Genomic DNA, 13286 nt, shown 5'->3' with positions numbered 1-13286 from the left:
TAAGTATTTTAAATTCATAATGATAAGGAGATTTTTATGAACACTGATGGCATTACAGTCTCAATGAGCAAAGGAATTAAAGCCAACTTCAAACTGGGTGAACATTTTATTGAATACTGGGGGTCGGCTTATTCTGGAAAAGAAGTTCTGAAAGTAGACGGTGAATTAATAGCAGAATCACGTAACTTTAAAACAAAATCTGTTCATGAATTTAATATTGATGGTAAAGCCTGCCAATTAACGATTTCAGTAACTTTATTTAGAAAGTTTTCTTCTGTAATTTCATTAGAATGTGAGAGCAAGCTAGTTCACAGTTACCAACTCACATACGGTAAAACCCGAAAAATTGCTTGGTATTTAAAAGCAATCCCATTTTTATTAGCAGGGGTGTTAGGCTGGTGTTTTGCCGCCGATATTCTTACCTTGTTAGAGTTGGTTATCTTTTGTTGCTTAACCTTTGCAGTATCAGAACTGGTTATGAAAGATCATGGCTGGATCATCGAAGAGCAAAAGCCTTGTAATTAACTGCCTAGCATTCAATAATTAAGCGGTTAAAAGCCGCTTAACTTTGAGAGATGCAGTGAATCCCAAACAAATCCGCAATTTTTATATCAATGAAGAACAGTCTGTTTATTTGCTGTCTCACCATGATGCTAAAAAGCACCGTCAATGGCTTAACATTTGTATTAAACAGCTTACTTTGCTTGGTTACAGTGACGTTGAATTAATTGGTTCTGGTGCGTTTGGATTTGTTTTTGCCGGTGTTGATGATGAAGAGTTACCTTGGGTATTTAAGTTTTCACGGATAACCCTAGCGCAAAGTGTGCGTGACCGTTTAGAAGACGAAGCCTACATGCTCTCGCAAGTTAAAAACCCACTCGTGCCAAAATTTTATGCCTTTGAGCGTATTAAAAAGCAAGGCATCTTAATGATGGAGCGCGCGCTAGGTGAAGATTTAGAAAAAATCTCCATCAAACAGGGGCGTTTCAGTGCAGCAAAAGTCATGGCGCTGGCTCTTAGGTTACGTAATGTGCTTGTAGATTTACGCGAACACAAAAATGGCTTAAGCCCACAGCCAATTGTGCATGGTGATATTAAACCCTCTAACATTGTTTATGATGAACAAACTAATAAGTTGTCATTGGTAGACTGGGGCAGCTCTGTTTATGCACAAATAGACACAGAGGGGAATCCGGTTGCTAGCAACTTTATGGATCTTATGTCTGCTGATATTAGCACCACCAATGCACGTATGGGTGATGTGTATTTTATAGGTGATGAGCAAATGTCGGGCGGGCAGTCATCGCCACGTTTTGATGAGCAAGGTGTTGCTTCAACTCTTTATGCATTAGCCTCTGCACAATCTTGCCGATTTGGTGCGGCGGTTATTCCGGCTACAAGCTTAAATTTACCTATGGAGCTTGCCCGGGTCATTGACGGCATGCTTTCAAAAGATAAGGCAACCCGAGATGGCGCAGGTGATTATTTTATGCGTAACATGCCTGCAATGGCTAAAGCGTACCTACCTGAACTGCCTCGTAAAGTCATTCGACCTTATATCCCTTATTGGTTTAGCGAGTTTGATGAGCACCCAGATACAGTGGTTTACAGTTCTCGAAAGCAATTTTTACGACAAGCCGACCATAATCAACAATTACTTGATGTAAACGATGCTCAGCTCGATAGATACTACAAAGAGTTTTTATTTGATACCGGCGACACCGAAAAAGCATTTTTGGCCTCTATTAGCCGATTAGCAAAATATCCGGTAGTAGGGGGCTTAAGTTTTCATTGGAAAGAAAACTCAATGTTTGTTGAATCATCACTTATCCTGCATGATGAAACACTCGGCACTGCGTTTACCGATGCGATTAACAACACGGTGATGTTAGCACAAGGGATTGAACAAAAAGGTCTCTTCAAATGTTGCTTGTTTGATGCGCGTAAGACCATTCAGCTAGAGCGTGATGGCACCGGTGCTTTTAAGTTTGAACATTTACCTGAGCTTGATTACGAAGTAATGGATGTACAAGCCTCAGACGTAACCAGACCGCATTCTTACTTTGAAGATGGTAAAGACCCGGATGAGCAATTACAGCTCCCAAAAAAGGTCATAAAGTGCGTATTTGAGCTTAACCAAATACACCACACGGGCTGTATCATTTTCGAAGCCTTACCTGATAGGATGAAGATACACCATTACTATCGTCTGCTAGATGCCAGTAAAGAACCTGAATTTAAACGTTTATTAAGTAAGCTTATGCAATACGCGGTTAGTATCACAGATGTAGGTGTAGCAGGCTTTATGAAGCTACCTTACAAAAATACCCGTGAATTTGATTTATGCACCAGACAGCCCGATGAGTTTTTTCCAAGAGATCCGAAAAGAGTGTTAGACATATGAGCCTTCTGCCTTTGGCTGATGCTTCAGCTAGTTAGAAAGCCAAAATTGATGCATTAAGATGTATTAAAATGCCGAATCTTGTAGGAGCTGCAAACAATACAAAGTGGAATGAGCTCATCTGTGAAGTTCGAGAATGGAAAAATTGGCAACCACCTTTTCGCTCGAAATGGGTAACTGGGCAAATATCAGAATGGGATTGTGAGTGGTGCTATCATTTACCATTTCCTTTTATTGGTGTTCAGTGGCTAGATTTATACTTTATTGAAGAAATAGTAGAGGTCAGAAGGCATCAATCTATAAAGGAGTATGATCACTCAGAGAGCTTAACTGAGCTTTTAGATAAGATGGGTTTATCTTACGAAAAGGGTAAAACAACATTAAGAATTTGGGGATATCTTCCTAAGTGCCATGAGTTTTTTGATGAAACTAATAACTACATGTTGAATGTATTTAAACAAAGTAACTAAAAGTGATCTCAATAGTAAGGAGTCTGGCTGATGAATCAATTAACAGAGAAAAAGATTACTTGTCCTTATTGTGGTGAGCAAATAGAAATCTTACTGGATCCAGCAGACTTAAATCAGCAATATATTGAAGATTGCCAGGTTTGCTGTAAACCAATAAACTTTTTAGTTTTTAAAAGCATAGATGAAGAGCTTTCAGTTACAGTATCAAGTGATGATGAAAGTAGTGGTTTTTCTAATTTTTAGAAATTAGATTCTAAGATTTCTAATTTATGAAATAAAAAACCTGCTAAATAGCAGGTTTGTGGGTAATTGGCTTTTACTTATGCTCTTCAATTATCTCAGTGATCCCTTCAGCAGAAAGTATCTCTATCCAATACCCATCAGGGTCTTTGATAAAAGCTAAGCCTTTCATCGAGCCATCGTCTGGTTTTTTTACAAACTCAACATCGTATTTTGCAAAACGTTCGCATGCAGCGTAAACGTCTGGCACGCTAATACCGATATGACCAAAGCCTTTTGGTTCATCATTACCACTATGATAACCAGCAAAGCTGTCGTCGTTTTCTGTGCCCCAATTATGCGTAAGCTCGATAAGAGCAGGGCGGCGAAATACCCACTGTGCTTTTTCTTTATCGGTGCCTTTTGGCATGTCTTGCTCATAACCTAAAAAGTACAGCGTGAACTCCATTTTAGGGAAGTCATATTTACCCAGTAACTTCATGCCTAAAACGTTTTGGTAGAAATCTAAAGAAGGCTTTGGATCTTTAATACGCAACATAGTTTGTTGCATCACGAAATCTTGCGTTGCGTTTGCGATTTGTTCAGGTGATTCGTTGTAGTTAGACATATACATCCTTTTTAACTGACATTAATGATGATGCACTCAGTCTAACATAACCAGATTACCCTTAAATTAATAAAAAATAATATTGACCAGTTTGACTGGTTGTGAAGATATTAACTTGCTAACTCACATAAAAAACCGCCTCAACAGGCGGCTCTAATAAATTGACAGCTTGTAACTAGCAATTATTAATTAGTTGCCCCAAGGATTACTCGCACTTGAACGTTGTTTGCGAGTTCGTGCTTGTTGCTTGGCTTCTTTTTTTGCGTGAATGCGTTTAGCGTCGGTAAAACTTAACTCACACGGTTCACCTGGTTTTTGATCAGCAGGGATCACGCGATCTCGAGGTGGCAGCTCGTAGTTTACATCGTCTGGGCGTGGTAAATTTTTAAGGCGATACAAATAAAAGTTTTCTACTTTTTCTTGTGCCCATTGTGTTTTACGTAAAAACTTAACCGCAGATTTAACATCTGGATTATTTTTAAAGCAGTTTAAACGCATATAGGCGTGGAGCAATTCCCAGCCATATTGCTCGACAAGCTCTGTCACTACTTGCTCGATACCTACACCTTGCAGTGGGTTATTGCTGAAAATTTCTTTATTACTCATTAGACTGTCCGGTATTACAAAACTAGGGTAAGTATAATTGCCTTTACCCTAGTTTTATAGCTAACTTGCTAAGAATGTTTATATTTGAGCTTATTCTTTGCAATTAACTACAACGCGGCCGCGAATTTGACCTTTTAATAACGCTTCTGCATTTTCTATGGCTTTAGATAGCGGTATTTCTTGCGAAATGGTGTTGAGGTACTGAGTTTCAACTAATTCGCTTAAACGTTGCCATGCTTCGATTCGATCAGCTTTAGGGCGCATTACACTATCTATACCCATTAGACTAATGCCACGAAGGATAAACGGCGCTACCGTTGCTGGAAAGTCCATGCCTTGTGCTAAACCACACGCTGTTACTACACCACCGTATTTAATCGATGCACACACATTTGCAAGGGTGTGGCTACCCACAGAATCAATTGCGCCAGCGAATTGCTCTTTAGCGAGTGGTTTACCAGGTGCTGAGAATTCTTCGCGAGATAAAACGCGTTTTGCGCCTAATTTTTCAAGGTGCTGCGCTTCATTCATTCGACCTGTTGTCGCAACTACATCGAAGCCAAGTTTATTTAATAAGTAGATAGCAAAACTACCCAAGCCACCATTTGCACCGGTAACAAGTATTTCACCACTTTGGGGCGTGATACCTTGTTTTTCTAATGCAATAATACTCAGCATTGCCGTATAACCTGCAGTACCAATTTGCATAGCCTGTTTAGGTGTTAAATTAGCGGGTAGGGGGATGAGCCAATCAGCACTCATAGATGCCTTTTCACTTAGGCCACCTAGGTATTTTTCGCCAACACCAAAGCCATTTAGCAGCACTTTATCGCCAACTTTAAATTCATCGCTTTTAGACTCTGTCACTGTGCCTGCAAGGTCAATCCCGGGGATCATAGGAAATGTTCTTACCACTGGCCCTTTACCTGTGATTGCTAAGGCATCTTTGTAATTTAACGTGCTGTAGTCAACATCAATATTTACATCGTGCTGGTGGATGCTCTCTACAGGAAAGTCTGTGTATTCGGCACGATAGCCTTGATCATCTTTATTAATAACTACCGATTTTACTGATGTTGTCATGGTGACTCCTTTTAGACCGATCGTCTTTTAATGGTTAAAATAAAACCGCATTAAAACGGCTTTATAAAATTAATCGTAAAAATTGTGCTGTATAAAGGGTAAGTGGTTCACTTGATTTATCAAGTTTAGAGCGCATTACTGCGCCTTCCCAGCCAATCCAGAAAAACTCAGCAAGCATTTTACAATCTGAAACTTGAGGTATTTGTTTTTGCTGCTTGGCGTCGATTAAGCACTGCTCAATTAAAGCTTGCCAGTTGGCGTAAGCCTGTTTTATGCGGCCAATCATCGGCTCATCAAGGTGACTGATTTCTTGGTTTAAATTACCTATTAAGCAGCCGCGTTTAAACTCAAACTTTGCCATGCCTTGTTTGGCGTCATTGGCAAATAGCACAATCCTCTCAAGAGGGGTTGTTGCACTATTTGTTAAATGGCGCTTTAACTTGGCCTGAAAATAGCTGTCGTATGCATCAATTAGAGCTAGGCCAAAATCATTCTTACTTTTGAAATAATGATAAAAAGAGCCCTTAGGAACCTGAGCTGATTTTAAGATTAAATCAATGCCGGTTGCACTAAAGCCTTTTTCGGTTAATACAGCTAACCCGGTATTAATTAATAGGGCACGAGTATCTGCATTTGAACGTGCTATTTTTGGTGGCCTGCCACGACGGCTTGGCACAGAGTTATTTGTTTCCATGCCAACTATATTAGACCGATTGGTTTTTAATATGCAAGAACTATATTGCTTAAATTGTAATCATCATAAATTTGTCATGATTACAATTAAATTGGGAACTTTGCGCAAATGATGTTGGTCACAAATACTGAAGCTAAAAAGAGCTGTATCGTTTTTAGCTGAATTTAAGTGTATTAATAGATGGTTTTAGTTAAAGAGGTACGACCACTTAGTCATTTTAAATGTTAATTCATTTGAGCATCAGCACGTTAGTTATTGTCAATTTATTTAATTGCTTTTTGCTATTTGAATTTAACAGTTTTATTAACTATTCATTAAATGTAGATGTCAATTTCGCTACATATCTATAAATATAAAAAGGTGAGGATATTACCTATGAAGAGACAGAAAAGAGATCGTTTAGAAAGAGCTCATTCTCAAGGTTATAAAGCAGGCTTGGCAGGCCGTTCTAAAGAACAATGCCCTTATCAACAAGTCGATCCTAAATCTGAATGGTTAGGTGGCTGGCGAGAAGCCATTGAAAACCGAAACATGTTTAAAACTTAATATAGGCACCTTATTTACGCAAAAAAGCCCCATTTAGGGGCTTTTTTGTATCTACTATTTTTGTATCTTTAATTAGAGATTAAAACGCAGATGTATCTTGGAAAAGACCTACTTTAAGATCTTTTGCTTCATAGATAACACGGCCATCTACTTCAACAGTACCATCTGCCATACCCATGAATAATTTACGCTTAATTACACGTTTCATGTCTAATCGATAAGTTACTTTTTTAGCAGTTGGTAAGATTTGACCTGTGAATTTAACTTCACCTACACCAAGTGCACGACCAAGACCTGGACCACCAGACCAACCAAGGAAGAAACCAACTAATTGCCACATAGCATCAAGGCCAAGACAACCTGGCATTACAGGGTCACCTTTAAAGTGACAGTCGAAGAACCAAAGATCTGGGTTGATATCTAGTTCTGCAACAATTTGACCTTTACCGTGCTCACCACCGTCAGCAGTGATAGAGATAATGCGGTCCATCATTAGCATGTTGTCACTTGGTAAACGACAGTTGCCTTCACCGAACATTTCACCTTGACCACAAAGGACCAATTCTTCTTTTGTATAGCTGTTTTTAGGTTCCATAACTCTCATTCATCGCTTAGAAATTGCCACGTACTTTAGCGTACACTTGTACGCTAAACAACTCGGAGCAGTTAATTATTTACTATTTTTCGCTTGTTTTATGACCATTTAATTAAACTGTAGCCGATAAAGGGAGATAAAACCGCGCATTGTGAAGTAAATATCATTATAATTACTGTGATTCTTTAACCAGTCTAAAGGAAATTTATGATCCTTTTTGTAAACTCACTGACAGTGATTGATTTTTCTTACTTGTGTAATAAACGCGGCGCAGTTGGCGAGAGCTGGATTGTGGATTTAACTCTGCATGGCCAATTAAATGATGAGTCGATGGTGCTTGATTTTGGCTTAGTTAAAAAGCAAATCAAGGGCATTATTGATAACTGTATCGACCACAAACTTGCTGTGCCTGCCAAATTAAACGGTTCACTAATACAGCATGCTGAACACAGCGTGCTAGATTGCCATTTTGGTGATAATTATCACTTAGCTATGAGTGCTCCTAACCAAGCATTTTGTTTAATTGATGCGGATGTTGTTGACGAAAAATCAGTAACTGAGTTTTTGATTAAAACGATAATGCCTGAGCTACCTAGCAACATCGAAAAGATCGAAATCAATTTATATCCAGAGCATAGCCAAAGCTTTTACTATCATTACAGCCATGGCCTTAAAAAGCATGATGGTAATTGCCAGCGTATTATTCATGGTCACCGTTCGCAAATTGGTATTGGCCTTGATGGTATGGCTATGCCACGCTTACAAAAAGAATGGGCAGATAAATGGGAAGACATTTATTTAGCCACTGCTGAAGATGAAATTAACAAAGCAGACCTTAAACATGTAACTGCACATGATAACGATGTGTGTTTTGCGTATACATCACAGCAAGGCTATTTTGAAATGGCAATTGATAAGTCTCGCTGCGACATTTTACCTTGCGATACCACTGTTGAATGCATTGCAGACTACTTAAGTTCTCAAGTTAAAAACCAATACCCTGAATCAGAGGTAAAAATTACTGCTTATGAAGGTGTTGGCAAAGGGTCAATCAGTTATGCGTAAAGGATTACTAGTAGCAGCGTTTGCAGGGCTGTTCTCACTTACTGCAAGTGCTGTTGAATTAAAAGGACATTTAACCCAAGGCGGTTTAGTAACAGGCCAAATTGAAGGTGCTAAAAGCGTTAGTTTTAATGGCGAGAAACTTAAGCTTTCAGAAAATGGTGAGTTTGTATTTGGTTTTGGTCGTGATGCTGAGACAAATCACAATCTTTCTTGGGTTGATAGTAATGGTGTGAGCCACGAGCAAGCAATTACAATCACCAAGCGTGACTATAAAATTGATAAAATAACTGGTGTTGCAAAAAAATATGTTTCGCCACCTAAAGAAGTGTCTGAGCGTATTAGCCGTGAAGCTGTTGCTGTGCGTAAAGCTAGGCAAGTTAATTCTGACTTAAGATACTTTTTAGACCCAGTTTATAAACCTGCAACCGGCCGTATATCGGGTGTTTATGGTAGCCAGCGCTACTTTAATGGTGAGCCACGCAGACCGCATTTTGGTTTAGACATTGCAAATAAAACAGGCACTCCAGTTTATGCGCCTGTAAGTGGCACTGTGGTATTTGCTGATGCAGATTTATATTACTCAGGCGGCACGTTAATTCTTGATCATGGCCATGGCGTTACCTCTACTTACATTCATTTAAGTAAATTAGATGTCAAAATAGGGGATGAAATTAAGCGTGGCGATAAAATTGCTGAAATTGGCGCGACTGGTCGCGTAACTGGCCCTCATTTAGACTGGCGTTTTAATTGGAAGAATGAACGCCTTGACCCTGCGCTAATGATGCAAGACACATTAGCTAATGAAAAGTAGAGACTATGACACAACAAATCGATCGTGACGCTATTATTGCAAAGCGTATTGCTGATTCAACAACATCAGTAACAAAAACTGTTTTTCCTGGCCGTACTAATCACCATAATACTTTATTTGGTGGTGATGCACTTGCTTGGATGGATGAAGTGGCTTTTATTGCTGCTACGCGTTTTTGTAGAAAGCCACTTGTAACGATTTCGTCTGACCGTGTGGATTTTAAAGAAGCTATTCCTGCTGGAACATTTGCTGAGCTTATTTCAAAAGTTGTACATGTAGGTAATACCAGCCTTAAAGTAGACGTTGAGATTTTCTTAGAAAGAATGCATAAAGATGATAAGCACTTGGCTATTTCTGGCAGCTTTACCTTTGTAGCTGTTGATGATAACCATAGACCAACACCGGTTGTTTGCGAAAAAATGATCAACGGTTTCGATTAACTAATCGACAAATATTTTTAATGTAATAAGTACCTATGGGTACTTATTATTTATATGATAAAGAACACATCATACAATATTTCGGATAAATAAAAGCTCAGCAAGGAATGAATTATGCAACTATAAATTCAGCAAGGGGGAGTCGATGAATTTCATACTTTTTATTTTATACAGTTGCATACTTATATTGGCTTTTAACCAAGTTGATAACTATTGGTTTGATCTTATCGCCTCATTAAGAGGGCAATTGCTTGCGTTTAGTTTGCTGTTTGCAATGGCTTGTGTTCATAAGGCTAAGAAATTGGGCGCTGTGTGCGTGGTATTCAGTACGGTACTGCTCTTTCATCATTACAATTATTTTAATCAAGCTGACTCTCAACCAGGTGATATAAAAATAGCGCAAGCGAACGTCCATTATAGTAATCCATACTTAACCGACATAATTAATACTCAGCTAGTTAATAACGACAACGATATACTCATTTTGTTTGAATTTAATGATAAACAGCGTCACCTACTTAGTGAACTTAAAGGACGTTATCATTTATTTGGCTATGCTGAAGTTGAAGGGGCGCCATTTGGAATTATTGTTATCTCAAAACATCCAATTATCCAGAAACAAATTAAGTATTTAGATAACCCAAAACTAGGTTTTGTAAAACTTAACTTTTTGTTCAAAGATACAGTCGTGAGCGCAATTTTACTGCATCCGCCATCACCCAGAAATCAGCTTTTATGGGTGCAAAGAAATTATCTTTTATCGAAAGTTGATCAACAAATGCTTCAATTAAAAGGGCATTGGTTTATAGCCGGGGATTTTAATACTGTGCCTTGGTCACGTTATTTTTTAAATCATAACAACAGTTGTTCTCAGCAAGGTCGTAACTATGCAAGTTGGTCTGCTGTTGAAAATAAATTGGCTATTTCCTTAGCGGGTTTACCAATTGATAATTGTATTGTAAGCCAAGGAACGCGACTTTCTGGAGTACACACGCAAGTCATCAAAGGTAGTGATCACCATTTACTAAGCTATCAACTTTCTTTTTCGACATATTGATTAGCGCGTAGAAAGCTATTTTCTATCAAAAGATTGATTATCATCGTTAACTCAAAATTATCCCATGGCTTTGCAGTGATGATATTGGCGATGTTTTTATATATCGCATGCTTAGTTGCTTCTAACTCAGCATAACCTGTAAGTAGCATTCGCGAGCAATGTGGTTGGATCAGTCGAATTTCTTTAAGTACAGTTAAACCGTTTAACGTTGGCATTAGTAAATCACATATAACTAAGTTTACATTATTTAATTTTGTATATTTGATCGCTGCACATGGGTCACTAAAGCATACAACAACATGGTCTTGTGATAGTAAACGCGATAGGGCACGTAATATCGCTTCATCATCATCAATGATTAAAATGGTTGTTTTCATGATTGAGCCCCAAGTAAATGCCTTAAATCATACAAAACATGTTTAAAATTTCGTTTATGTGGAAATAACCAAAACGCTTTGTAAGAGTAGGCCAATGCCTTTGAGTAGTAACCAAGCTCCCTATAAAATTCACCATAGCATTCACTTAATCTCGCTTTGATTTTTTTAAGTTCATTGTTTGATACAACAGATTGGTTACGATTAATTATTTCGACCATGGCCGCTAAACGGTTTTCTCTGTTTGCTGTAATAGAATTGGCGCGCATTAAATAGTGCATTGCACACTGTGTTGAGTAGGCTACATCACCGCATTTAGCTAATTTTAACCAGCAATCTAAATCGGTAGCGCTACTTAACTTATTGTCAAAACCACCCACATCAACAATGGCTGAACGTTTAACCATTACTGATGATGTACCAACAATATTGGTGGTGATCATTTGGCTGATGGGGTTTTCAAGTAATTGGAAATCTTTACTTTCTTTATTGCATTTAAATTCAGGCCAATAGTCGAAACAACCAATAATGTCCTCGTTCTGTTCATTAAAATGCATATAGTCAGTAAAACTTAACACACAATCAGTATGTTTTAGATGGAATGCAAGTTGACTAGCAAGCTTATCAGCAGACCAATAATCATCGGCATCTAAAAAAGCTAAGTACTCTGACTTTGCTTGTGTAATTGCAAGGTTACGAGCAGCAACAACGCCTTTTCGTTGTTGACTAAAAATCCTTACTTCATTTTTTTCAGCGGCGAGTCGTTGTAGGTATTTTATACTGCCATCAGTGGAGCCATCATCGATAATAATGATCTCGAACTGAACATTTTTTTGCTGATAAATGCTGTTAATACAAGTATCTAAATACTGTAAGCAGTTGTAGTTTGGAATGATAATACTGACTTGGCTGTTCATAATATGCTCCAAAAGCATTTCTTCACGTAATAAAGGATACGCAATTTAGACGCCAGCTTTAAATCTGTATTTTCTGTTAAATTACTAAGTCTTTTCTCTTTGTGCGTTGCATTTTGCAAATGCTAAGCATGTTTTTATCTCATTTCGGGAATTTAGTGGCTTTTTTGTCGGGTATGGAACTTGCCATAGCTCTTATAACCGTTTTTGTAGGAGCGTTTTTTTATGAAGCACATTGCTATATTAGTCCCAAGCTTTCCGATTGCATCAGAAACCTTTGTTGTAACAGAAATAAAAGCGCTGTTAAACGCAGGGCACAAGGTGACGGTGTTAACCTTCGAAAAAACCAGTGTGTTGATTAACTTAACCAGCGCTATTGAAGTGAAAAAAATCACTAAACCAGCGCTTATATCAATATTGCCTTCAATGCTAAATATTTATAAGTTAGCAAAAGCAGCTCACACTGCAGCTCAATTTACATCAATTTCAACTCAATCATTACTTGCGTACGGTTATCAAATTGCACGTTATATACAAGCAGCAAAGATTGATCATCTACATTGCCATTTTATGCATGGGCCACTTGCTTATGGAATTGTCGCAGCGAAACTTGCTGATATAACAGTATCATCAATTGGCCACGGACATGATGTTTATGTAAACAGTGCTGATCTAAAACCTAAACTCGCATTTTGTGATTTTTCGATAGCTGTCTGTGAAGAAATGGCTATGCAATTTAAGCGCTTTTCTGACAGTAACGTTAAGTTACTGCATTGTGGTATCGATACCAGTCAATTTAATCATAGCCCCACATCACTTAATGAGTCCGTCCGGCTAATTTTTATAGGGCGGTTAGTCGAAAAAAAAGGTTTGCAGTTTTTATTACCTGCTTTGAGGCAAATTCCGAAAGAGCTTGGGATCACTGTTGATATTGTTGGTGATGGCCCTATGTTGAACGATTTAACCTTTATGGCTGAAGAGTTAGGAATAAGAAAGTCTGTCCGGTTTTTAGGTGAAAAACCACATGATTGGGTCAGCGAAAACCTAATTTACTATTCAGCTCTTATCGCACCATTTTGTATTGCAGAAAACGGTGATAGGGATACAGGCCCGTTAGTGTTAAAAGAAGCTATGGCCTCTGGTTTACCTGTACTCACCACCACCTTAATGGGGGCAAACGAAATTGTCACACCCCAAGTTGGAATGAAATGCATGCCTGGGAGCATTTCTGCTATTAGCAAAATGCTATTTAAATTCCAGCAACTCTCTCCTTATCAGCGTTATATGCTAGGTCAAAATGCTAAACAGCATGTAAATCTAAACTATAACGCAATAAAACAGGCAGAACGGTTATCACAATGGGTTGAATCTTTATAAGGAACG

Annotated in this window: 17 protein-coding genes; 10 read left to right on the top strand and 7 right to left on the bottom strand. The window is 38.3% G+C overall.

Features of this window, described 5'->3' with window-relative positions:
* Positions 1 to 36: 36 nt before the first annotated feature.
* From AAEU31_RS16405 to AAEU31_RS16390, 4 genes are all read left to right on the top strand, one after another.
* Positions 37 to 525 (top strand): hypothetical protein, encoded by a 489-nt coding sequence (locus AAEU31_RS16405; protein ID WP_421967770.1) that lies wholly within the window; start codon positions 37 to 39, stop codon positions 523 to 525.
* A 55-nt stretch (positions 526 to 580) separates the two neighbouring features.
* Entirely contained in the window at positions 581 to 2404 is a 1824-nt protein-coding gene (locus tag AAEU31_RS16400) for a protein kinase domain-containing protein (RefSeq protein ID WP_421967769.1), read from the top strand.
* A gap of 68 nt (positions 2405 to 2472) precedes the next feature.
* Positions 2473 to 2871, top strand: a complete 399-nt coding sequence (locus AAEU31_RS16395; RefSeq protein WP_421967768.1) for a DUF6678 family protein — start codon at positions 2473 to 2475, stop codon at positions 2869 to 2871.
* A gap of 30 nt (positions 2872 to 2901) precedes the next feature.
* Complete coding sequence (locus tag AAEU31_RS16390) at positions 2902 to 3114, top strand: CPXCG motif-containing cysteine-rich protein (protein ID WP_421967767.1); 213 nt, start codon at positions 2902 to 2904, stop codon at positions 3112 to 3114.
* A gap of 73 nt (positions 3115 to 3187) precedes the next feature.
* Here the strand turns inward: AAEU31_RS16390 and gloA are convergent, their stop codons facing one another.
* From gloA to acuR, 4 genes are all read right to left on the bottom strand, one after another.
* Positions 3188 to 3718 (bottom strand): lactoylglutathione lyase, encoded by a 531-nt coding sequence (gene gloA, locus AAEU31_RS16385; protein ID WP_235382104.1) that lies wholly within the window; start codon positions 3716 to 3718, stop codon positions 3188 to 3190.
* A gap of 189 nt (positions 3719 to 3907) precedes the next feature.
* Positions 3908 to 4324, bottom strand: a complete 417-nt coding sequence (locus AAEU31_RS16380; protein WP_105180503.1) for a VF530 family protein — start codon at positions 4322 to 4324, stop codon at positions 3908 to 3910.
* Between the two features lie 90 nt (positions 4325 to 4414).
* Positions 4415 to 5407, bottom strand: coding sequence for an acrylyl-CoA reductase (NADPH) (gene acuI, locus AAEU31_RS16375; RefSeq protein WP_421967766.1), 993 nt, complete (start codon positions 5405 to 5407; stop codon positions 4415 to 4417).
* 61 nt (positions 5408 to 5468) lie between these two features.
* A complete protein-coding gene (acuR, locus tag AAEU31_RS16370; RefSeq protein ID WP_421967765.1) occupies positions 5469 to 6101 on the bottom strand; it encodes an acrylate utilization transcriptional regulator AcuR in 633 nt (210 codons plus the stop codon).
* A 375-nt stretch (positions 6102 to 6476) separates the two neighbouring features.
* On the opposite strand from acuR, the gene rmf reads away from it, so the two are divergent.
* A complete protein-coding gene (rmf, locus tag AAEU31_RS16365) occupies positions 6477 to 6647 on the top strand; it encodes a ribosome modulation factor (RefSeq protein WP_138557519.1) in 171 nt (56 codons plus the stop codon).
* Positions 6648 to 6726: 79 nt separating this feature from the next.
* On the opposite strand, the gene fabA is transcribed toward rmf, so the two are convergent.
* On the bottom strand, positions 6727 to 7242 hold the full coding sequence (gene fabA / locus AAEU31_RS16360; RefSeq protein WP_054553819.1) for a bifunctional 3-hydroxydecanoyl-ACP dehydratase/trans-2-decenoyl-ACP isomerase: 516 nt from the start codon (positions 7240 to 7242) through the stop codon (positions 6727 to 6729).
* 207 nt (positions 7243 to 7449) lie between these two features.
* Here fabA and AAEU31_RS16355 point away from each other — a divergent pair, with 207 nt between their 5' ends.
* The 4 genes from AAEU31_RS16355 (at position 7450) to AAEU31_RS16340 (ending at position 10615) form a co-directional block, all read left to right on the top strand.
* Complete coding sequence (locus AAEU31_RS16355; RefSeq protein ID WP_421967764.1) at positions 7450 to 8307, top strand: 6-carboxytetrahydropterin synthase; 858 nt, start codon at positions 7450 to 7452, stop codon at positions 8305 to 8307.
* Complete coding sequence (locus AAEU31_RS16350) at positions 8300 to 9118, top strand: M23 family metallopeptidase (RefSeq protein WP_421967763.1); 819 nt, start codon at positions 8300 to 8302, stop codon at positions 9116 to 9118. Before AAEU31_RS16355 ends, AAEU31_RS16350 begins: the two co-directional genes overlap by 8 nt.
* Positions 9119 to 9123: 5 nt before the next feature.
* Positions 9124 to 9558: an acyl-CoA thioesterase gene (locus AAEU31_RS16345; RefSeq protein WP_135924597.1), complete on the top strand. Its 435-nt coding sequence runs from the start codon at positions 9124 to 9126 to the stop codon at positions 9556 to 9558.
* Between the two features lie 145 nt (positions 9559 to 9703).
* On the top strand, positions 9704 to 10615 hold the full coding sequence (locus tag AAEU31_RS16340) for an endonuclease/exonuclease/phosphatase family protein (protein ID WP_421967762.1): 912 nt from the start codon (positions 9704 to 9706) through the stop codon (positions 10613 to 10615).
* Here the strand turns inward: AAEU31_RS16340 and AAEU31_RS16335 are convergent.
* A complete protein-coding gene (locus tag AAEU31_RS16335; RefSeq protein WP_421967761.1) occupies positions 10591 to 10992 on the bottom strand; it encodes a response regulator in 402 nt (133 codons plus the stop codon). The genes AAEU31_RS16340 and AAEU31_RS16335 overlap by 25 nt on opposite strands.
* A complete protein-coding gene (locus AAEU31_RS16330; RefSeq protein ID WP_421967760.1) occupies positions 10989 to 11906 on the bottom strand; it encodes a glycosyltransferase family 2 protein in 918 nt (305 codons plus the stop codon). The genes AAEU31_RS16335 and AAEU31_RS16330 overlap by 4 nt, the downstream gene beginning before the upstream one ends.
* 222 nt (positions 11907 to 12128) lie before the next feature.
* Here AAEU31_RS16330 and AAEU31_RS16325 point away from each other — a divergent pair, with 222 nt between their 5' ends.
* Entirely contained in the window at positions 12129 to 13280 is a 1152-nt protein-coding gene (locus AAEU31_RS16325; RefSeq protein ID WP_421967759.1) for a glycosyltransferase, read from the top strand.
* The last annotated feature ends 6 nt before the right edge of the window (positions 13281 to 13286 follow it).

The organism is Pseudoalteromonas thalassia (assembly GCF_049257215.1).
In the GTDB taxonomy this organism is placed as follows: domain Bacteria; phylum Pseudomonadota; class Gammaproteobacteria; order Enterobacterales; family Alteromonadaceae; genus Pseudoalteromonas; species Pseudoalteromonas lipolytica_C.
Note: the sequence above shows the minus strand (reverse complement) of the source record. Positions and strands in the feature narration are given on the sequence as shown.